Raw genomic sequence first — 20,221 nt, 5'->3', positions numbered from 1 at the left:
GTAACATCTCGCGCTCGCCAGATCTGTCTCCAGACTGCCAGGCGGTCACCGGGTCGGTGGCGCCGTCGATGCGCGGGCGGCCAGCACCGGTGCGTCGATCGCGGTCGGCACCGCGGCATCCAACACCACCGCCACGCACCGCCGCGCCTCGCCGGAGATGTCCACACGCACGCTGGTGAGCGCCGGGCGGTAATGCGCCGCGTCCGGGTTGTCGTCGAAGCCCACGACGCTGATGTCAGAGGGGATGCCGCGACCCGCGGCGCTGAGCGCCGACATGAGCCCGAGCGCCATCTGGTCATTGGCGACGGCGACCGCGGTCGGGCCGTCCGCACGCCCGATGGCATCGGCCACGGCACCGGCGACGGCCGCTCCGGATGCGGCCGACCAGTCGCCCGACCAGCGGTCGGTGACGGTGATGCCGTGCGCGGATGCCGCGTTCTCGAACCCCTCGGCCCGCGCACCCTCTTCGATCCAGCCGTCCGGCCCGCCGATACGGGCGATGCGCCGGTGGCCGAGCTCGGCGAGGTGCGCCACCGCCAGTGCCGCCGCGTCGGCCTGCAGCGCGGTGCCCTGGTGCAGCGCGAGCACCGGGACCGCCGCGTCACGCTCGAGGCGCGCGACCGTGTCGATGCGCTGCGCGACCAGCAGGATGCCGTCGACACTCTGGTCCAGCAGGTGTCGCACGGCGGCATCGACAGAGTCGGGGTCGGCGGCATCGGCATACGCGGTCGTGACCCAGCGGCCCGCCTCGCGCGCGGCGCGCTCCAGGGCGGCGATGCCGGCGCCGGGCCCGAACAGCGTCGCGTCCGAGGCCAGCACACCCAGCACATGCGAGCGGTCGGTGCCCAGCGCCCGCGCGGCATTGTTGACCCGGTATCCGAGCGCCGCCATGGCCTCGAGCACCCGCCGCCGCGTCTCGGGGCGGATGCTCGCGTGGTCGTTGATGACCCGCGACACGGTCTGGGCCGAGACGCCCGCCGCCCGCGCGACATCGCGCATGCCCACCCGCCGCGCGTCTCGCTCGCTCACGTGCTCAGCGTAACGGGGCACGGTCCATGCTCACCGCCGCTCGATCGTCGACCCGCGGATCACGAGCTTCACCGGCAGATGCCGCACGCCGGGCGTCGGCGCATCTCCCCCGATCGCGTCGAACAGGCAACGCGCCGCCCGCCGCCCGAGCTGCTGCAGATTGGCGTCGATGCTGGTCAGCTCGGGACGGGTGTTCTCGGCGAGCACCGTCCAGTTGTCGTAGCCGATGACCGCGAGGTCCTCGGGCACCCGTCGCCCCAGCTCACGGGCGGTGTCGAGCACGCCGCGGGCGATCTGGTCCGATCCGCAGAAGATCGCGTCGATGTCGGGGTGACGCTGCAGGGCGAGGGCCGCGGCATCCCGCCCCCAGTGCTCCGTCCATGCCGAGAACAGGGGCTCGCCGACGAGCTCGAGCCCGGCGACGCTCAGCGCCTCACGTGCCCCCGTCAGACGGTCCTGTGCCGCCGCGTAGGCGGGGTCGCCGCTGATGTGCGCGATGCGGGTGTGGCCGCAGGCGATGAGGTGCTCGACCGCCATGCGTCCACCGGTGACGTTGTCAGGCGTGAGCGAGATGTCGCGCGGGTCGTCCGAGGGCGCATACGCGTAGACGACGGGCACCGGAACGTCGCCGCCCAGCGACGGCCGTGGGTCGGTCTGGCGCCCCACGACGATGATGCCGTCGACCCGGCGACTCAGCAGCGCCTTCAGATGATGCTGCTCGCGGATCGCGTCGCCCCGCGCGTCGCACAGAAAGACGTTGACCTGCCCCGCACCGAACGCGTCTTCGGCGCCCATCAGGATCGGGATGACGAAACGTCCCTCGAGGTCGCTCGTGAGCAGCCCGACCGTGCCGGTACGTCCGGCCAGCAGCCCTCGCGCCATGGCGTTGGGCGTGAAACTCAGTTCTTCGGCAGCGGCCAGCACCCGCGTTCGCGTGGCGGCGGCCACATCATCGCGGTCATTCATGGCCTTCGACGCGGTGGCGATCGACACCCCCGCACGCTGTGCGACGTCACTGAGTGTCGCGGTGCGCGACCCCGTTTCTGTCCGCATGTCACCTCCGGTTACGGAAACGTTATCGGACGATGCTCTTGACAGCCCGACTCCGCCGACGATACCTTCCCGAAATGGGTTTCGGTAATTTCGAAATCCGCCCTTGCGGTCAGCACCGGACGATGATGAGGCCGGTCTGCTTCCGCTCACTGCCGAGCAAGAGGAGAAAGCAATGACCCGTATTGGACGCCGCCGGCGCTCCGCGATCGCCCTCGTGGCGGCCGGCGCGCTCATGGTGGGCCTCGCCGCCTGTTCCGGCGGCGGCAACAGCGCCGCGCCCGCCGCGTCGATCCCCGCCAACGGGACCGACGACGGCACGAACCTCACCCTGTGGACGCGCGCGCCCCTGGAGAAGCAGGCGAAGCTTCTGGTCGCCGAGTACAACAAGACCCACAAGAACCAGGTCGAGCTCACCGTCGTTCCCAACGACGACTACGTCGCCAAGGTGGGCGCCGCAGCCGGCTCGGGCGGTCTGCCCGACCTGTTCGCCGCCGACATCGTCTACGTGCCGAACTGGGTGAAGCAGGGGCTCTTCCAAGACATCTCGAAGCAGATCGACGGCCTTTCGTACAAGGACACCATCAACAAGGGGCACCTTGCCGCCGGCACCTACGAGGGCAAGGAGCACGTGCTGCCGTTCGTGCTCGACCTGTCGATGATGTTCTGGAACAAGGAGCTGTTCACCGAGGCCGGCCTCGACCCCGACACTCCCCCCGCGAACCTCGCCGAGTTCGCCGCCGACGCCAAGAAGATCCAGGCCCTCGGCAAGGACGGCGTCTACGGCACGGCGACGGGCCTGAACTGCGGTGGATGCCTCGTGTTCACCTGGTTCCCGAGCGTCTGGGCCGACGGCAAGCAGGTGATGAACGACGACGGCACGAAGTCCTTGATGAACAGTGACACCGCCAAGGCCGTGTACTCGACGTGGGCCGACCTGTGGAAGTCGGGCGCCGTCCTGCCCAGCTCGAAGGACGAGTCGGGCGCGACATGGACCGCCGGCTTCACCGAAGGCAAGGTCGGGCTCATGTTCTACCCCGCCACGCTGCTCTCGTCCACGCCGTTCGACGCCGGTGTCGCGGGTATCCCCGGCCCCAACGGAGGCTCGTCGACCTTCGTCGGCGGCGACGGCATCGGCATCTCAAAGGACTCGAAGAACGCCGCGCAGGCGTGGAACTTCCTCTCCTGGATGATGTCGGAGGACGCCCAGGTCGGCGTGCTGGCCAAGGACCACGATGTCGTCTCGCGCTCCGACCTCGCCGAGAACCAGTACACGGCGAAGGACCCGCGCCTGGTCACGATCAACAAGGTCGCAGGCGAAGGTGACACACCGGTCGCCCTCAACTTCCAGCAGGCGTTCAACGCCCCCGGCAGCCCCTGGGTCACCCTCGTGCGCGATGCGGTGCTGAACGACAAGGGCACCGTCGACGCCGACAACGACGCGATCACGCAGATCCTGCAGCAGTGAGACGTGCGGGAGTGGGATGCCGCGGCCTCCCACTCCCGCACCGTCCCTCTCCATCGATACGAGGAATCCCATGACCATCACCGCATCTCCGCCGCTGCGCCGCAGGCGGTCCCCCCGTGCCCGGCGCGACGCATGGCGCGGCTGGGGCTATGCCGCCCCCACCGCCGCGTTCGTCCTGTTCGTCTTCATCCTGCCGCTGCTGCTCGTGCTGCAGATGTCGGGCTCGGACTGGCCGCTGCTCGGCGGCAACCAAGGGCTGAACCTGCCCGACAACTACGTCGATGCCGCCACCCATCGCCTGTTCTGGAACTCGATCGGCTTCACGATCACCTACACCGTCATCACGACCGTGCTGCTGATCGGTCTGGGCCTCGGGCTCGCGCTGCTCGTGCAGGAGTCGACGCGGTGGAAGTCGCTGATGCGCACTGCCTTCCTCATTCCGAGCGCACTCGGCCTGGCATCGGCATCCCTCCTCTTCTACGTCATCTACTCGCCGTACGCGGGACCGTTCGCCGACCTGATGAAGGCCTGGGGCTTCACCTTCCTCGGCAGCCCGCAGGGCGCCCTCTTCTCGACGGTGTTCCTCATCGTGTGGCGGTACGCAGGCTTCTACATGCTGCTCATGCTCGTTGGCCTGCAGGGCATTCCCGACGACGTCTACGAGGCCGCCCGCATCGACGGTGCGAGCAGGTGGCAGACCTTCCGCGACATCACCGTGCCGCTCCTGCGCCCGACCTTCGCCCTGACCACCGTGATGTGCGTCACCGGGTCGCTGCTGGCATTCGAGCAGTTCTACATCCTCACCAAGGGCGGCCCCGACAACAGCACGATGACGGTCGTGCAGCTGATCTACAACGTCGCCTTCCAGGGGCAGAACGACCTCGGCGTGGCTGCTGCACTGTCGGTGATCGTGCTGGCCGCCCTGATTGTGATCAACATCTTCCAGCTGCGCGCGTTCCGGCGCCCCGACGAGAGCTGAACCATGGCCACGCAGACCTTCACCGCCACCGACGTCCTGCGCGTCGATGGGCCGCACCAGCGCCCGACCCGGTCGACCGGTGCCCGGATCGCCGCCGGCATGCCCTTCTGGGTGCTGACCACGGCGCTCGCGATCATCTTCCTCTACCCGCTGATCTGGACCGCGATCTCGTCGGTCGCGCCCAAGGCCGGCACCAGCCAGGTCGACGGCTGGGGCCTGGGCAACTACGCCGCGCTCGCGCACTATCAGGCGGGCATCTGGGTGTACCTGTTCAACTCGCTGTTCGTGTCGCTGCTGACCGTGCTGCTCACGCTCGTCGTGTCCCTTCTGGGCGGCTACGCGTTCGCGCGGTTCGCGTTCCCCGGCAAGAACATGCTGTTCCTCGTGACACTTGCGATCCTCATGGTGCCGTACGCGACGCTGCTGATCCCGCTGTACGTGATCCTCAACGCCGCGGGCCTCTCCAACTCACTCGTCGGCGTGGCCATCGTGCTGACGATGTTCCAGCTGCCGTTCTCGACGTTCATGATGCGCATCTCGTTCGAGTCGATCCCGCGCGAGCTCGACGAGGCCGCGATGGTCGACGGCTGCTCCACCTTCGGGGCACTGCGCCGCGTGCTGCTGCCGGCGGTCAAGCCGGGCCTGGTCACCGTGGGCCTGTTCGCGTTCCTGGCGGCGTGGAACGACTTCATGGCCCCGCTGATCCTCATCACCGACACGAACCGGATGACGCTGCCCCTGGCCGTCGCGAACCTGCGCGTGCAGGTGCAGGGCGTGATCGACTACGGCGCCACCGAGGCGGGCGTGGTCGTGCTGGCGCTGCCGTGCATCCTCCTGTTCCTCCTCCTCCAACGTCACTACGTGCGCGGCTTCATGTCGGGCGCCTTCAAAGGATGACCATGCCTGTTACCCCTGTCGTTCCCTCCGTCAGCACGTTGCGCCCGCTCGGCCTCGACGAGGTGCACATCACCGGTGGGTTCTGGGCGCACCGCCAGGAGGTCAACGCCCGCGGGACGCTCGCCCACATCGGCGCCCGGCTCGAGTCCGAGGGATGGCTGCCGAACTTCGACCTCGCCGCCCAGAGCCGTGTATCCGAGGGCCGTCTGCCCGAGGGACGGCGCGGACGCGAGTTCGCCGACTCGGAGGTGTACAAGTACCTCGAGGCGCTGGCGTGGGAGACCGGCCGCACCGGCGACGCCGATCTCGAACAGCGCCTGCGCGCCACGGTGGCGCGAGTCGCCGCCGCTCAGGAGCCCGACGGCTACCTCAACACCGCCTTCGGCCGCCCCGGGCAGCCTCCGCGTTGGTCGGACCTGGCCTGGGGCCACGAGCTGTACTGCCTCGGCCATCTGTTCCAGGCGGCGGTCGCGCGGCACCGCACCGCTCCGGGCGCCGACGACGGTCTCGTCGAGATCGCGCGCCGCGCCGCCGACCTGATCTGCGCGACGTTCGGCCGCGACGGCAACCCCGGCGTGTGCGGTCACCCCGAAATCGAGGTTGCGCTCGTCGAGCTCGGCCGCGCGCTCGACGTGCCCGCCTACATCGACCAGGCGGCCCTGTTCGTCGAGCGGCGCGGACACGGCGTGCTCGGCGATATCGAGTGGGGCCGCAGCTACTTTCAGGACGACGTGTCCGTCCGCGAGGCGACAGTGCTGCGCGGCCATGCCGTGCGCGCGAACTACCTGGCCGCCGGCGCCGCGGACGTCGCGGCCGAAAGGGACGACCTGCAGCTTCTCGACGCGCTGCGCACGCAGTGGGAGACCACCATCGCCCGCCGCACCTATCTCACCGGTGGGCAGGGATCGCACCACCAGGACGAGGCGTTCGGCGAAGACTGGGAGTTGCCGGCCGACCGCGCGTACTCCGAGACGTGCGCAGGCGTGGGCTCGATCATGTTCTCGTGGCGGATGCTGCTGGCCACCGCCGATCCCCGCTACGCCGACCTCGTCGAGCGCACCCTCTACAACGTCGTGGCCACCTCGCCGTCCGACGACGGCTGCGCCTTCTTCTACGCGAACCCGCTGCACCAGCGCGTGCCGGGAGCGGTACCCGACCCCGATGCGACCTCGCCCCGTGCGTCGTCGTCGCTGCGCGCGCCGTGGTTCGAGGTCTCGTGCTGCCCGCCGAACGTCGCCCGCACCCTGGCCAGCCTCGACGCGTACGTCGCGACGGCGACCGATGACGGCATCCAACTCCACCAGTACGCGTCGTGCGCGATCCGCACCACGCTGCCATCGGGGGCCGAGATCGCTCTCGACGTGCAGACCGGGTACCCCGCCGAGGGGCGCGTGCGCATCGAGATCGGCGCCGATGCGGAGTTCGAGCTGTCGCTGCGGGTGCCCGCGTGGGCCGAGGGTGCGAGCGTGCAAGTAGCGGGAGTGGTGGATGCCGCGGCCCCGGGCGTGCACCGCGTGCGGCGTGCCTTCCGCCGCGGCGACGTCGTCGAGCTGACGCTCCCGGTCGCTCCGCGCGTCACGCGTCCAGACCCGCGCATCGATGCGGCCCGCGGCTGCATCGCCGTCGAGCGCGGGCCCGAGGTCTTCGCTCTCGAGTCGGTGGACCTGGACGGATTCGACGACGTCGCCGACGCGGTCGCCGGGGCCGAGCCGATTGCCCACGACGGACAGGTATGGCTGCCGATCGCCCGACGCGACGAGCGCGACGACACCTGGCCGTACGCGGGTGCCGAGTCCGCGGCATCCCTCACCCCCGTCGAGATGCCGCTGGTGCCGTATCATTCGTGGGGCAATCGGGGTCCGTCGACCATGCGGGTGTGGATTCCGACCGCCTGAGAGGAGACTGGCATCATGCGCATCGCGGTCACGGGTTCATCGGGCAAGCTCGGCTCGGTCGTCGCGCGCGAATTGCGCGCGGCAGGCCACACGGTGATCGGGATGGATGCCGCGGGCACCCGCGGCCCCGACTTCGTCGAGGTGCAGCTCACCGACTACGGGCAGGTCGTCGACGCTCTCACCGCCGTCGGCGACCGGCACGACGGCGTCGATGCCCTCGTGCATCTGGCGGCGATCCCGGCGCCCGGGATCCGCAGCGACGTCGCGACGTTCCACAACAACATGATCGCGACGTTCAACGCGTTCTGGGCGGCCACGCGGCTGGGCATCCGCCGCATCGTCTACGCCTCGAGCGAGACCGTGCTCGGCCTGCCGTTCGATGTTCCGCCGCCGTACGTGCCCGTCGACGAGGAATACCCGCCACGGCCCGAGTCGGTGTACTCACTGGTCAAGGTGCTCGAAGAGCGGATGGCGACCGAGCTCGTACGCTGGCACCCCGACGTGTCGATCACGGCGCTGCGCTTCTCGAACGTGATGTGGCCCGACGACTACGCCGCCTTCCCGTCGTTCGACGCCGACCCCCTGCTGCGCAAGTGGAACCTGTGGGGCTACATCGACGCGCGCGACGGCGCGCAGGCCGTGCAGCGCGCGCTCGAGAAGGCTCCGGCCGGTTTCGACCAGTTCATCATCGCCGCCGCCGACACCGTCATGTCGCGCACGAACGACGAGTTGCTCGACGCCGTGTTCCCCGACGTGCCGCGGCACGGCGATGTCGGAACGCATGACACGCTGCTGTCGATCGACAAGGCGCGGCGGCTGCTGGGCTTTCAGCCGCGGTACTCGTGGCGGGACGAGGTGGGTTAGGCGAGCACGCGCCGGACGAACGCGTTGCGGAAGCGGCTCTCAGGGTCATGCCGGTCGGCGAGCGCGCGGAAGTCGCCCAGCCGCGGGTACATCGCCGGCGCGTCGAGCCCCGCGAACACCTTGCCCCAGTGCGGGCGGGCGCCCAGCGGATACAGCACCTCTTCGATCGCGGGCAGCACGGCCGCCACGCCCTCGCTGTCGCGCACCCAGGTGAAGTGCAGCCCGATCATCTCGGTCTCGTAGGCGGTCGACAGCCACAGTCGGTCGGCGGCCACCGAGCGGATCTCGCTGATCTGCAGCAGGCCGCGCAACCGCGGGCCGAGGGCGCGCACAGCCTCGATGGCCTCGACCGCGCGCGCACGAGGCACGAGGTACTCCGACTGGATCTCGGCCCCGGTGGAGGGCGTGAACTCATAGCGGAAGTGAGCGAGCCGCTCGCTCCAGGGGCCGGCGACGCCCACCTGCTCGGTGACGTTGCGCACGTCCATGCCCGCGATCATGTGCCGCACCTCGGCTTCGGCGATCGCCCCGAAGAAGTCCTCGCCCACGCGCGAAGGCTCGTCGACGCGCTCCTTGATCCACGCGAGCGAGACGGTCGGCTCATCCCAGAGCGTGAACAGCGAAACGCTGTACGCAGAGGCGAAGATCTCATCGAAGCGGGCGGTGGCGGCATCCCACCCCAGTCCTGAGAACAGACGCTGCCGCACCGCGAACGTCGGCACGATGTCGAGGGTGAGCGCCACGACGACGCCGAGCGCCCCGATGGCGACCACGGCGCCCTCGAACCCGGGGTCGCCCCGGCGCAGCTCGACGGCTTCGCCGGTGCCGGAGAGAAAGTGGATGCCGCGGACCGCGGTGGCCAGATTTCCGTTGCGGTCGCCCGACCCATGCGTGGCGGTGGCCACGGCCCCGGCGACGGAGATGTGCGGCAGCGATGCGAGGTTGTGCAGCGCCCACCCGGCCTGCTGCAGAGCGAGCGCGAGGTCGCCGTACCGCACTCCCCCGCCGACGGTCACCGTGCGCGCCTCGGCGTCGATCTCGACCGAGGTCGGCAGGCCCGTCGTGCTGATGAGCAGGTCGTCGCTGTCGGCGATGTCGTTGAACGAGTGCCGGCTGCCGATGACGCGCACCGCCGGCGAATCCGTGATCAGCGCGGCGAGTTCGTCGACGCTCTGCGGTTCAGCGAAGCGCGTCGCGCGGTAGTGGTGGTTGCCGGCCCAGTTCGTCTGCTCGTGCACGCCTCATCTTCCCATCCGGCCTCAGCGCGCGGTCGCCTCGACGAGCACCCAGCCCCATGAGAGCGGCGGCAGCGTGAACGTCAGCACGTCGCCGTCGATGGCGGCGCCGTCCAGCGGCACCAAGCCGACGCGATCCGCCGCGCCCTCGGTGTTGCTGGCGAACCGATCGGCCCCCTCGGGGACCGTCAGCACCTCGGCCTGCACGACGCGGTTCGCCGCGAATCCGTGCAGGGCGACGCTGACCTCGGCCGCCTCGTCGAGCCCGCGGTTGGCGGCGAACACCGCGACGCGGCCGGTCTCGGCATCCCACGTCGCACTCGTGTCGACCACGTCGACATCACCGAAGCGTGCGGTCTCGTACCGATCCGAGCTCGTGCGCGCCGAGAGGATCTGGCCGCGCGCGAAGGCAGACATGCGCGCGAACGGCCAGAAGATCGACTGCCGCCACGCGGGCCCGCCCTCTTCGCTGCGGATCGGGGCTATCACGTTCACGAGCTGCGCCTGGTTGGCGATGGCGACGCGATCGCCGTGGCGCAGCAGCGAGTTCAGCAGGGTGCCGACGACGACCGCATCGGTGACGTTGTACTCGTCCTCGATGATGCGCGGGTGCTCTCGCCACTCCCCGCGCGCCTCGATGGTCGCGGGCATGTCGTCGCCTTCACGGGCGGTCTGGTACCAGACGTTCCACTCGTCGAACGAGAGGTTGATGCGCTTGGTCGCCTTGCGCTGGGCGCGCACGGCGTCGGCGGTGGCCACGACCGACTCGATGAAGTGGTCCATGTCGACCGCCGAGGCGAGGAAGCTCGCGGCATCCCCGTCCTTCTCCTCGTAGTACGCGTGCAGTGAGATGTAGTCGGCGACGTCGTAGGTGTGCTCGAGGACTATCCGCTCCCACTCGCCGAAGGTGGGCATGCCGCTGCCCGAGCTGCCGCACACCACGAGCTCGATCGACGGGTCGACCAGGCGCATGGCCTTGCCGGCCTCGAGGGCGAGCCGTCCGTATTCGTCGGCGGTCTTGTGCCCGATCTGCCAGGGGCCGTCCATCTCGTTGCCGAGGCACCACAGCGTGATGCCGAACGGCTCTTCGGCCCCGTTGGCGCGGCGCAGATCACTGAGCTCGGTGCCGCCGGGATGGTTCGCGTACTCGACGAGGCGGCGCGCAGCATCCACTCCGCGGGTGCCGAGGTTCACGGCCTCCATGATCTCGACATCGGCCTTGCGCGCCCAGCCGACGAACTCGTGCAGGCCGAACGCGTTCGTCTCGACCGTGTGCCATGCCCCGTCGAGGCGACGAGGGCGGGATGCCGCGGGCCCGACGCCGTCTTCCCATTCATAGCCCGAGACGAAGTTGCCGCCGGGATAGCGCACGACGCTCACGCCCATCTCGGCGGTCAGATCGAGGACGTCCTGGCGATAGCCGTTCTCGTCGGCGGTGGGGTGTCCGGGCTCGTAGATGCCCGTGTACACGCAGCGCCCCATGTGCTCGACGAAGGAGCCGAACAGGCGACACGGCACGGGGCCGACGGTGAAGTCACGGTCAAGAGTGACGGTTGCGCGAGTCATGGCAGACATTATTACATCGTTGAATTGACGGCGCACAAGTGACTCTGCGACACGGCGACTCGATTTCAACGTTTACACCGCGGCGGAGCCGGTGCTAGTTTTACCACGTTGAAATGCGCCCCGCTCATCGTCGACGAGGAGGTCTTCGATCGCCATGGACCAAAGAACCGGAACGCTTTCCCGCCGCGGCTTCCTGACCGCAGCAGTCGGAGCCGCCGCCGTCCCCCTGCTCGCCGGCTGTTCTTCGCCGGTGAGCGCCGGACTGTTCGGCACGAGGCTCTCGCCCGAGACGCTCGTCTACTGGAACCTCTTCGGCGGTGGCGACGGCACCCGCATGGAGGCGATGGAGGACGGCTACCGCAAGATCTACGGCCCGAACTCGCTGCAGGCCACGACGTTCGCGTGGGGAAACCCGTACTACACGAAGGTCACGCTGGCCACGGTGGGCAACCGGCCACCTGACGTCGCCGTCTCGCACCTCACGCGCGCGAAGCCGCTGTGGGACGGCGGATTGCTCGAGCCGATCACCGAGGCGGATCTCGCCTCGGTGGGGCTCAGCTCATCGGATTTCAATCAGCGGCCGTGGCAGGCCCAGGTCACCGACGGCAAGAACATCGCCGTCCCCCTGGACACCCACCCGCTCGTCATGTTCTTCAACTCCGACGTCTGCAAGCAGGCGGGTCTGCTCGACGGTTCAGGCAATCTGGTGACGCTGGACGACATGGACACCTTCGAGGCGGCGATGGCCGCCATCAGCAAGGTGACCGGGGGACCTGCGATGACGATCGCCAACGTCGGCGGCGAGACGGCGACGCCGTGGCGCGTGTTCTGGACGTTCTACAACCAGCACAAGGACGCGCCGCCGTTCCTCTCCGACAACGGGTCTCGGCTCACGGTCGACGAGGACATCTTCTTGGAGGTCAACGACCGTCTGCAGAAATGGGTCAAGCAGGGCTGGGTCAACAAGGCGCTCGACTACGCGACGGCGGAGTCGTACCTGTTCACGGGCAAGGCGGGCCTCTACCTCGAGGGCGAGTGGGAGATCACCACCGCGCAGTCGGTCAAGGGATTCGAGTTCGGCATGGTGCCGCTGCCGACGCTGTACGGCACACCGGCATCGCAGGCCGACTCGCACACGTTCATCCTGCCGCGCAAGAACCGCACCGATGAGCAGCGCCTGCAGGCGATGAAGTTCATCAAGGCGATGCTCGACCAGTCGATGACCTGGGCCAAGGGCGGTCACGTGCCGGCGTACCTGCCGGTCGCCGAGAGCGCCGAGTACAAGGCGCTGCGGCCGCAGGCGCAGTACGCGTCCGCCGCCGAGCATGCGGTCTACGACGACGCCGCCTGGTACGGCGGTTCAGGGTCGACATTCGAGGGGATCGTCGGCGCACAGCTGGGCCTCATCCAGCAGCTCGCCAGCACCCCGAAGCAAGCCCTGTCCGCCATCAAAACCCAGCTACGGGTGTTCTTGAACACCCCGAGCCCGCTCTGACACCGATTCTGGAGGGACAACGACGTGACCACCACAACTCTCACCGTCCCGCGCAGCGGGCGTTCTCGCTTCGCCGCGCATCCGCGGGCGGTGCGCGACACACGCTCGGCGTGGCTGTTCATCGCCCCGTTCGGGATCTTCTACCTGGCATTCCTGCTGGGACCGACGATCTACATGTTCGTGATGAGCTTCTTCAACACGTCCACGGTGCGCACCGGCCTCGGCTCGTTCGCAGGGTTTGCGAACTACGCCGAGATGCTCACCCGCGCCGACTTCTGGAGCTCGCTGTGGCACACGCTGCAGTTCACTATCTACACGACGCCGCCGCTCGTGATCATCGCGTTCGTGTTCGCGGTTCTCACCAACCGCATGCGTCACGCGCAATGGTTCTACCGACTGGCGTTCTTTCTGCCGTTCATCCTGCCTTCCGCGACGATCTCGCTGATCTGGGTGTTCATCTTCACCCCCTCCACGGGGCTGTGGGCGCTCGTGCAGGAGGGACTGGGGATGACGCCCGGAGCGGGCGTGCTCTCGAGTCCGAACACGGCGATGATCGGCATCGCGATCGCGACACTCTGGTGGACGCTCGGCTTCAACTACGTGCTGTACCTCGCAGGGCTGCAAGAGATCCCGCGTGAGCTGTACGAGGCGGCGGCCGTCGACGGCGCGACCCCGTGGCAGCAGATCTGGAGCATCACCATCCCGATGCTCCGGCGCACGACGACGCTCGTGCTGCTGCTGCAGATCATCGCGAGCCTGAAGATCTTCGACCAGGTGTACCTGATGACCGGCGGCGGACCGGGCATCTCGACGCAGGTGTCGCTGCAACTGATCACCGGGACGGCGTTCACCGACAACCGCGTCGGCGCCGCCAGCGCCGCCAGCGTCCTGCTGTTCATCGTCATCATCGTGATCGCGGTGATCCGGCAGATCGCCGATCGCGCCGCCGCACGGAAGGAGTTCTGAGATGACCACGGTCACCACTCGTCGCCGCACGGCATCCCCCATCTCCTCCGCCGCACCGGCGCGCCGCCCGCATCGCCCCGTCGACTCGCGCAGTTTCAACATCGTCGCGGGCGTCGTGCTGGTCGTCTTCGCGATCATCTGGCTGATCCCCAGCCTGTTCGCGCTGAAGACGTCGCTCACCGACAACGGCGTGGCCGCGACCGGCGCGGGAGAGATCCTGAAGAGCTGGAACCTGACGCTGTACTCCTACTCCACGTTGCTCGGGCAGAGCGACATCTGGAACTGGTACACCGCCAGCGCCATCACCTCGGTGATCACCGCGGTCCTGACGGTGCTGTTCGCCTCGATGGCTGCGTTCGCCCTCTCGCGCCTGCGGTTCCGCGGGTCGAACCTCGTTCTGCTGCTGATCATCCTCGGCATCATGATCCCCACGCAGGTGCTCATCGTGCCGATCTTCCAGCTGCTGAACTGGATGAATCTGCTGAACACCTACTGGTCGGTGATCTTCCCGCAGGTGCCGGCGGTGATCGCGGTGTTCATCTTCAAGCAGTTCTTCGACGGGATCCCCCGCGAACTCGAAGAGGCCGCGCGCATCGACGGCGCGAGCCAGTGGCGCATCTACTGGTCGGTCGTCATGCCGCTGTCGCGACCGGTGATCGCGGCGGTGACGATCCTCACCTTCGTCGGCGTCTGGAACAACCTGCTGCTGCCGCTGTTCGTGCTGTCGAACCCCGATCTGATGACGATCCCGGTGGGCCTTGCGACCGTGCAGGGCAGCTTCGGGCAGCGCTACGCCGACATCCAGGCCGGCGCGATCCTGGCGGCGCTGCCGCTCGTGATCCTCTATCTGATCTTCCAGCGGCAGATCGTCGAGGGCGTCACCGGCAGCGGCCTGAAGGGCTGACCCCGCGCGCGAGAGCACGTGGCCGCCTGATCCGTCAGCGTTGCCGCGTGCTCTCGCGCTGCACGATCCGGTACGGCACCGTCACGGCGCGTGCCGGCGACCCACGATCGGCGATGCGCCCCGCCAGCAGCTCGAGCGCCTCGTCGGCGAAGGCGCGCTTGTCGAACGAGACCGTGGTCAGCGGCGGGACCGCGAACTCGCCGTCGGCGACATCGTCGAAGCCTGCGACCGACACATCGTGGGGGATGTGGATGCCGCGACGCCACAGCTCGCTCAGCACGCCGATGGCGAGCGTGTCGGTGAAGCAGAAGAACGCATCGGGCAGCCGCTCCCGATCGAGGAAGGCCGATACGGCCGCGGCGCCGCCGCGCGCGGTCCAGTCGTCGCAGGCGATCTCCAGCCGCGCGTCCGAGCCGAGCCCGGCATCGGCGAGCGCACGTCGGTAGCCCCGGGTGCGCAGGACCGACGTGAACGTGTTCGTCGCGAGCGCCGCGCCGACGACCGCGATGCGCTGATGCCCGGCCCGCGCCAGCAGCGTCGTCATGTCGTATGCGGCGTGATCAGGGTCGACGAGCACCTGGTCGAGCTGATTCTGCGGCACTTCGCCGATGAGCACGGCCGCCGGCCGGAGCTGCGGGTCGTCGGGCAGTGCGAACTCGTCGGCGACCGTGGGGTTGAGCACGACACCGTCGACCATGCGCGCACGCGCGCGTGAAAGAAGCGTCGCCTCACGCTCGGGGCGCGCGCCGGTCTCTTCGATCTGCACGGCCCAGCCGCGCTCGTGCGCGGCCTCGACGAAAGCGTGCGCCATCTCCGCCGAGTACGCGGTCGCCAGGTCGGGAAGGGCGAGCGCGATGACGCCTGAGCGGCCGTTGCGCAATCCGCGCGCGCTCAGGTTCGGCACGTAGTCGAGCTCGGCAAGTGCCGCCTCGACGCGCGCGCGCGTATCGGGGCGCACCACGGCGCTGCCGTTGATCACGTTCGACACCGTCTTGGCCGACACGTCTGCCCGCGCCGCGACGTCCTTGAGCGTTGCGCGCATACCACCCCCTTGCCGCGTTCAGCCTAGTCACGCGCGACGCCGGGTATTGGATGCGTCGGGCTGCTGCCCATAGCGTGGAGCGACGGCTGGCCGCGCATGACCTGGCCACAGGACTGACCCCGCGCTCGATTCCCGGTCGCACGGCGGCGCATTCCGCTCTATGGTGGCGTCGTGGGAAGCGTTCCGCTGACGATCCGGGCCGACGACGACCCTGGCACGGCGCTGCTGTACGTGGTGGCCGCCGTCGACGGCGTCGAGCAGGAGTTCCTGCTCGACACGGGCGCCGCCCGCAGCCATCTGCCCCGCAGCGCGCAGACCGAGCACTGGGCGATCGACGTCCCTGACCCGCAGTCGCGCGGTGTGTTCGGCTCGAGTGCGACGGGACCGCAGGCACGCGTGCCCGACATCACCCTCGGCCCGATCGTCGCCCACGACGTGGTCGTCGACGTCTCCGATGACGGCCCCGCCATCCTCGGCGTCGACGTGCTGGCCGGGCACCGCATCGGCGTGCGCCTGTCGGCACACGCCCTGCAGATCGACGAGCAGGCCGCGATCGATCGCTGGCGTCCGCTGCAGCTGTCGTCGCGCGGGCATCCTCTGCTGAAAGTGGTGTGGGATGCCACGACCGCCGTCGCCGTGTGGGACACAGGGGCATCCACTACCGTCGTCGACGCCGGGCTGGCCGCGGCATTCCCGGGGATCTTCCCGGCCACCGGCACCACGTCCGGCACCGATGTGAACGGGCAGGAGGGGTCGGCCGGAATGGTGCGGGTCTCGCCGTGCCGGATCGGCGGCCGCGGCTTCGCCGTCTCGACGGCTGCGACGGTGCCGCTCGCGGGCCTGGAACGGGAGGGTGACCCGGCCTTCACGATCATCATCGGTCGCCCGCTCATCGCTCAGGCGGACTGGGTGTTCGACTTCCGCGCCCGCATGTGGGGGTACCTCGACCGCGTCTGAGGTGTGGCCGGTCACCGACGCCGAGAGCTCAACAGCGGGTAGACCAGCAGCAGAAGGAGCATGCCGATAGCGACGATGCCCCCGAACACCACGGCGAGGATCAGCGACGTCGTCACATCGAACAGGAAGAACACCACGCCGGCCGTCAGGACGCTCACGAGCACGAGCACGATCTTCAGGATGCGGTCCGCCTGGGTGACCAGACGCGGCTTCTCGTGTTTGCGGAAGACGCGCCGATGCAGACTCACCGGCATGAAGCCGAGGGTCGTGGTCGCCGCGGCCACCAACACGAGCGCCAGATAGACGGCGTGCTGGTACGGTTCGAGCTCGGCGAACGTCGACTGGAAGGCCACGGTCAGCAGAAACCCGGCAAGGATCTGCGTGCCCGTCTGGGTGACCCGCAGCTCTTGGACGATCTCGGTCCAGTTGCGATCGGCCCGCTCGGCCGCCGTCTCGTCGCGGCCGTCAGCGCTTGCTTCGGTCATACCGCCTCCTCCGCGGTCATGATGACACGGCGACGGATGCCCCGCCACCCGGTTGCGCCAGCCGGTCCGCCATGGCAATGAACTGCAATACATAATTTCGATTGTTCTGCGTCTCGTCACGTCAGGCATGTTCCGCGTCTTTTCTGGGCTTATGCGCTTGTCTTTCGTAGTTTCGTTCGCTACTCTTGTATCAGGTAAACCAGACAGCGAGGAGGTGGTCAGGATGTCGGCGTCCGTGTCCGCGTTGGTCTCAGAGCTGGACGAGCTGGTGTGGCATCTCTCCGAATCGCAGAACGCCACGGGGCGGGCCTTCGGAGCCGAGATGGTGTTCTTCGCGCAGGTGGCCGACCTCGTGACGCGTCGAGAGGCGGAACGGGCTTCGCGTGGCGGGAAGGGGACGGTGACGCATTCGACCCAGTTGGGGATGCGTGAGATCTTCGCCGAGATCGGTGCCGAGCTGCGTCTGAGCGAATGGCAGGTGGCGCGGAAGGTGTCACTGGCGGCGACGCTGACAAACGTGTTCGGTGAGACTCTCGCCGACGCCAGTGGCGGGGAGATCACGCCAGCACATGCGACCTTGATCGCCGATGCGGGGATCGCGATCGCCGACGCGGAGGTGTGCGCCGAATTCGAAGCGGTCGCCCGCGATATGGCGCGCGAGATGACCCCCGCCCAGTTGAAGGCCGCCCTGTCCGGGCTCGTGGTCCGCTTGGATCCGGAGGGGACCGAGCAGCGGGTGCGCGACGCGGTGAAGGGACGGAAGGTGACGGTGCGCGAGCTGGAGCCGGGCCTTTCGCGATTGACCGTGGACGGGCCCACGGCCCAGGTCGTGGGCGCCTACAATCGAGCGCGCGACATCGCCGAGGACCTCTCTGCGCAGAATGCCGATGAGAAGGCGGATTGGGAGACCGCGCAGTCGGGCGGTGTGCCCGCGGCGAGCGCACCCTCCACCACAAGCGTGACCGACGAGGCGGCGGCGCCCGAGTTCGACGAGCGAACGGTGCCGCAGCTCATGGCCGACGTGCTTTGTGATCTTATGCTCACCAGTGCCGTCGACGGGCACGGCGCCACCGACCAAGCCAGGGAAAGGCTGTCGGCGATCCGCCCGACCGTGCACGTGACCGTGCCGGTCACGATGCTCGCGCGTACCACCGTCGGTGGGGCTACCGTTGACGGGTTCGGGCCCATCGACGACGACACGGCGCGGCAACTGGCCGCCTCCGCGCCCGAATGGGTACGGGTCGCCACCGACCCGGCCACCGGAGTCCCCACCTGCGTGGATCGATACCGGCCCTCAGCGCGACAGGAGCTCTTCCTCCGCGTGCGAGATGAGCAGTGTCGATTCCCCGGGTGCCGCAGACCGGCTCGGAAGTGCGACACCGATCACACGATCGCGCACTCCGAGGGCGGCCCGACGTGCCTGTGCAACCTCGCGCACCTGTGTGAGCGGCACCACACCGTCAAACACGACACCGACTGGTTCGTGGAGCAGTTGCCCGGCGGGATCCTGCGCTGGACGGCACCCACCGGCCGCACCCACGTCTCCCGTCCACCGGGTACCGTGAGATTCACCCCCATCGAGCTGATCGACCCCGACCCACATCTCACGCACGTCCTCACGCAGCAATACGCGCGCGATCCCGCACCCTTCTGAGCGACAGCCTCTCTCGCAGTCGGCCGCGCCAGGCAGATTCGTGGATGATGAGCTTCACGGAGGATGAGCCTCGTGGGCAGGAGCTCGAACCGATCGCGAATCCGGCCAGCGTCAGTGGCCGTCGCCGAGGCCACCGCTGAGCCGCCGGTGCAGGCGCGTCGTCGCGGCGTTCATGCCCTCGATCGTCGCCTGCTTGCCGTGCTCGGCGTACTTCGTCACGATGGCGTCGAGCGCAGCGACCGATGAGGCGTCCCAGATGTGCGAGGCCGACATGTCGATGACGATCCTGTCAGGGTCTTCGGCGTACTCGAACTGGGTCGTCAGGTCGTTGCTCGACGCGAAGAACAGAGCCCCGTCGACCCGGTACCGCGCGGTGACCTCGTCGGCGGTCCGGGTGACGCTCACGACGTGGGCGACCCGTCGGGCGAACAGGACCATCGCGGCCAGCACTCCGACCACGACGCCGATCGCGAGGTTGTTGGTGAGCACGGTGACCACGACGGTGATCACCATCACGAAGGTCTCGCTCTTCGGCATCCTGCGCAGCGTGGAGAGGCGGATGCTGTGCCAGTTGAATGTCGACACCGAGACGAGGATCATCACGGCCACGAGCGCGGCCATCGGGATGAGGGCGACGACGTCGCCGAGCACGACCACGAGGATCAGCAGGAATGTGCCCGCCAGAAACGTCGAGATCCGCGTGCGCGCACCGGATGCCTTGACGTTGATCATCGTCTGGCCGATCATCGCGCACCCACCCATGCCACCGAACAATCCTGACGCGATGTTCGCGACCCCCTGGCCGAACGCCTCGCGGGGCTTGCGCGAGTGCGTGTCCGTGATGTCGTCGACGAGCTTGGCCGTCATCAGCGACTCGAGCAGACCGACCACAGCCATCGCCGCTGCGTACGGACCGATGATCTGCAGGGTCTCCCAGGTCAGCGGGACGTGCGGCAGGAACAGCGTCGGCAGGCTGCGAGGCAGGGCGCCCTGGTCGCCGACGTTCGGCACGGCGATCCCTGCGAACACGACGACGGCGGTGAGCACGATGATCGCGATGAGCGGCGCCGGGACAACGCGGGTGAGCTTCGGGAAGAGGAACACGATGAGCAGGCCGGCGACCACGAGCGGGTACACCGCCCACGGCACGGCGATCAGCTGCGGCAGCTGAGCGATGAAGATGAGGATCGCGAGCGCGTTGACGAACCCCACCATCACGCTGCGCGGGATGAACCGCATGAGCTTGGCGACGCCCACCAGTGCGAGCACAATCTGGAACGCTCCGGCCAGGATGACCGTGGCTATCAGGTAGTCGATGCCGTGAGCGCGGACGACCGGGGCGATCACGAGCGCGACCGCTCCGGTGGCCGCGGAGATCATCGCGGGGCGTCCGCCGACGAACGAGATAGTGACGGCCATCACGAACGCCGAGAAAAGGCCGACGCGGGGATCGACCCCGGCGATGATCGAGAACGCGATGGCCTCGGGGATGAGCGCTATGGCCACGACCAGTCCCGCGAGCACTTCGCGGGTGAGAAGACGGGGGCTACGCAGCGCGTCGAACACCGTGGGCCGAATCCGGTAACGGGCTGCGGGATCACGAGCGGGGATGACGGCGGTCATGGCGTCCTCACGATGAGTGGGCGGGATGGCGAAAGACGCGTCGTCGCGAGGACTTCCGGCCGGGGCGGAGGGGGTGCCGTCACAGAGCTGCCACGGCCGTCGGCCATCTTAT

At 68.6% G+C, this 20,221-nt stretch carries 17 protein-coding genes; 10 read left to right on the top strand and 7 right to left on the bottom strand.

The window, feature by feature from the left end:
- Window positions 1-45: 45 nt before the first annotated feature.
- Both PU630_RS02970 and PU630_RS02965 read right to left on the bottom strand, forming a co-directional pair.
- Window positions 46-1,029: a LacI family DNA-binding transcriptional regulator gene (locus PU630_RS02970; RefSeq protein WP_275278870.1), complete on the bottom strand. Its 984-nt coding sequence runs from the start codon at window positions 1,027-1,029 to the stop codon at window positions 46-48.
- A gap of 30 nt (window positions 1,030-1,059) precedes the next feature.
- Window positions 1,060-2,082: a LacI family DNA-binding transcriptional regulator gene (locus PU630_RS02965; protein WP_275278869.1), complete on the bottom strand. Its 1,023-nt coding sequence runs from the start codon at window positions 2,080-2,082 to the stop codon at window positions 1,060-1,062.
- 172 nt (window positions 2,083-2,254) lie between these two features.
- On the opposite strand from PU630_RS02965, the gene PU630_RS02960 reads away from it, so the two are divergent.
- From PU630_RS02960 to PU630_RS02940, 5 genes are all read left to right on the top strand, one after another.
- Window positions 2,255-3,547, top strand: coding sequence for an ABC transporter substrate-binding protein (locus PU630_RS02960; RefSeq protein WP_275278868.1), 1,293 nt, complete (start codon window positions 2,255-2,257; stop codon window positions 3,545-3,547).
- Window positions 3,548-3,617: 70 nt separating this feature from the next.
- Window positions 3,618-4,526 carry a carbohydrate ABC transporter permease gene (locus PU630_RS02955; protein ID WP_275278867.1) on the top strand — a complete coding sequence of 303 codons (909 nt, stop codon included), beginning with the start codon at window positions 3,618-3,620 and terminating at the stop codon, window positions 4,524-4,526.
- A gap of 3 nt (window positions 4,527-4,529) precedes the next feature.
- Complete coding sequence (locus tag PU630_RS02950; protein ID WP_428981976.1) at window positions 4,530-5,423, top strand: carbohydrate ABC transporter permease; 894 nt, start codon at window positions 4,530-4,532, stop codon at window positions 5,421-5,423.
- 2 nt (window positions 5,424-5,425) lie between these two features.
- Window positions 5,426-7,318 carry a glycoside hydrolase family 127 protein gene (locus PU630_RS02945; RefSeq protein WP_275278866.1) on the top strand — a complete coding sequence of 631 codons (1,893 nt, stop codon included), beginning with the start codon at window positions 5,426-5,428 and terminating at the stop codon, window positions 7,316-7,318.
- A gap of 15 nt (window positions 7,319-7,333) precedes the next feature.
- Window positions 7,334-8,182, top strand: a complete 849-nt coding sequence (locus tag PU630_RS02940; RefSeq protein ID WP_275278865.1) for an NAD-dependent epimerase/dehydratase family protein — start codon at window positions 7,334-7,336, stop codon at window positions 8,180-8,182.
- Here the strand turns inward: PU630_RS02940 and PU630_RS02935 are convergent.
- The gene (locus PU630_RS02935; RefSeq protein WP_275278864.1) at window positions 8,179-9,420 is read right to left on the bottom strand and encodes an FAD-binding protein; all 1,242 of its coding nucleotides are present in this window, start codon (window positions 9,418-9,420) and stop codon (window positions 8,179-8,181) included. The genes PU630_RS02940 and PU630_RS02935 overlap by 4 nt on opposite strands.
- Before the next feature lie 21 nt (window positions 9,421-9,441).
- Window positions 9,442-10,983, bottom strand: a complete 1,542-nt coding sequence (gene arfA, locus PU630_RS02930; protein WP_275278863.1) for an arabinosylfuranosidase ArfA — start codon at window positions 10,981-10,983, stop codon at window positions 9,442-9,444.
- Between the two features lie 250 nt (window positions 10,984-11,233).
- Here arfA and PU630_RS02925 point away from each other — a divergent pair, with 250 nt between their 5' ends.
- The 3 genes from PU630_RS02925 to PU630_RS02915 are packed head-to-tail and all read left to right on the top strand — an operon-like array spanning window position 11,234 to window position 14,348.
- Window positions 11,234-12,478: an extracellular solute-binding protein gene (locus PU630_RS02925; protein ID WP_275278862.1), complete on the top strand. Its 1,245-nt coding sequence runs from the start codon at window positions 11,234-11,236 to the stop codon at window positions 12,476-12,478.
- Window positions 12,479-12,502: 24 nt separating this feature from the next.
- Window positions 12,503-13,444: a carbohydrate ABC transporter permease gene (locus tag PU630_RS02920; protein ID WP_275278861.1), complete on the top strand. Its 942-nt coding sequence runs from the start codon at window positions 12,503-12,505 to the stop codon at window positions 13,442-13,444.
- A 1-nt stretch (window position 13,445) separates the two neighbouring features.
- Entirely contained in the window at window positions 13,446-14,348 is a 903-nt protein-coding gene (locus PU630_RS02915) for a carbohydrate ABC transporter permease (RefSeq protein WP_275278860.1), read from the top strand.
- Window positions 14,349-14,382: 34 nt separating this feature from the next.
- Here PU630_RS02915 and PU630_RS02910 read toward each other — a convergent pair whose 3' ends face one another.
- Window positions 14,383-15,390, bottom strand: a complete 1,008-nt coding sequence (locus PU630_RS02910) for a LacI family DNA-binding transcriptional regulator (RefSeq protein WP_275278859.1) — start codon at window positions 15,388-15,390, stop codon at window positions 14,383-14,385.
- A 171-nt stretch (window positions 15,391-15,561) separates the two neighbouring features.
- Between PU630_RS02910 and PU630_RS02905 the strand changes: the two genes are divergently transcribed.
- Complete coding sequence (locus PU630_RS02905) at window positions 15,562-16,347, top strand: aspartyl protease family protein (RefSeq protein ID WP_275278858.1); 786 nt, start codon at window positions 15,562-15,564, stop codon at window positions 16,345-16,347.
- An 11-nt stretch (window positions 16,348-16,358) separates the two neighbouring features.
- Here the strand turns inward: PU630_RS02905 and PU630_RS02900 are convergent, their stop codons facing one another.
- A complete protein-coding gene (locus PU630_RS02900; protein WP_275278857.1) occupies window positions 16,359-16,832 on the bottom strand; it encodes a DUF6328 family protein in 474 nt (157 codons plus the stop codon).
- A 52-nt stretch (window positions 16,833-16,884) separates the two neighbouring features.
- Here PU630_RS02900 and PU630_RS02895 point away from each other — a divergent pair, with 52 nt between their 5' ends.
- Window positions 16,885-18,486 carry an HNH endonuclease signature motif containing protein gene (locus PU630_RS02895; protein WP_275278856.1) on the top strand — a complete coding sequence of 534 codons (1,602 nt, stop codon included), beginning with the start codon at window positions 16,885-16,887 and terminating at the stop codon, window positions 18,484-18,486.
- Between the two features lie 111 nt (window positions 18,487-18,597).
- Here PU630_RS02895 and PU630_RS02890 read toward each other — a convergent pair whose 3' ends face one another.
- Window positions 18,598-20,109: a SulP family inorganic anion transporter gene (locus PU630_RS02890; protein WP_275278855.1), complete on the bottom strand. Its 1,512-nt coding sequence runs from the start codon at window positions 20,107-20,109 to the stop codon at window positions 18,598-18,600.
- Window positions 20,110-20,221: the final 112 nt, after the last annotated feature.

Source organism: Microbacterium horticulturae (assembly GCF_029094505.1).
Taxonomy (GTDB): Bacteria; Actinomycetota; Actinomycetes; order Actinomycetales; family Microbacteriaceae; genus Microbacterium; species Microbacterium horticulturae.
The sequence above is the reverse complement of the archived record's forward strand: the minus strand, read 5'-3'. Positions and strand labels throughout refer to the sequence as shown.

Bases quoted from the DNA above. Each gene is read 5' to 3' on its own strand.
- PU630_RS02950 (WP_428981976.1), top strand. From the start codon at position 4,530: ATGGCCACGCAGACCTTCACCGCCACCGACGTCCTGCGCGTCGATGGG.
- PU630_RS02960 (WP_275278868.1), top strand. From the start codon at position 2,255: ATGACCCGTATTGGACGCCGCCGGCGCTCCGCGATCGCCCTCGTGGCG.
- PU630_RS02915 (WP_275278860.1), top strand. From the start codon at position 13,446: ATGACCACGGTCACCACTCGTCGCCGCACGGCATCCCCCATCTCCTCC.
- PU630_RS02900 (WP_275278857.1), bottom strand. From the start codon at position 16,832: ATGACCGAAGCAAGCGCTGACGGCCGCGACGAGACGGCGGCCGAGCGG.
- arfA (WP_275278863.1), bottom strand. From the start codon at position 10,983: ATGACTCGCGCAACCGTCACTCTTGACCGTGACTTCACCGTCGGCCCC.
- PU630_RS02965 (WP_275278869.1), bottom strand. From the start codon at position 2,082: ATGCGGACAGAAACGGGGTCGCGCACCGCGACACTCAGTGACGTCGCA.
- PU630_RS02890 (WP_275278855.1), bottom strand. From the start codon at position 20,109: ATGACCGCCGTCATCCCCGCTCGTGATCCCGCAGCCCGTTACCGGATT.
- PU630_RS02910 (WP_275278859.1), bottom strand. From the start codon at position 15,390: ATGCGCGCAACGCTCAAGGACGTCGCGGCGCGGGCAGACGTGTCGGCC.
- PU630_RS02940 (WP_275278865.1), top strand. From the start codon at position 7,334: ATGCGCATCGCGGTCACGGGTTCATCGGGCAAGCTCGGCTCGGTCGTC.
- PU630_RS02945 (WP_275278866.1), top strand. From the start codon at position 5,426: ATGCCTGTTACCCCTGTCGTTCCCTCCGTCAGCACGTTGCGCCCGCTC.
- PU630_RS02955 (WP_275278867.1), top strand. From the start codon at position 3,618: ATGACCATCACCGCATCTCCGCCGCTGCGCCGCAGGCGGTCCCCCCGT.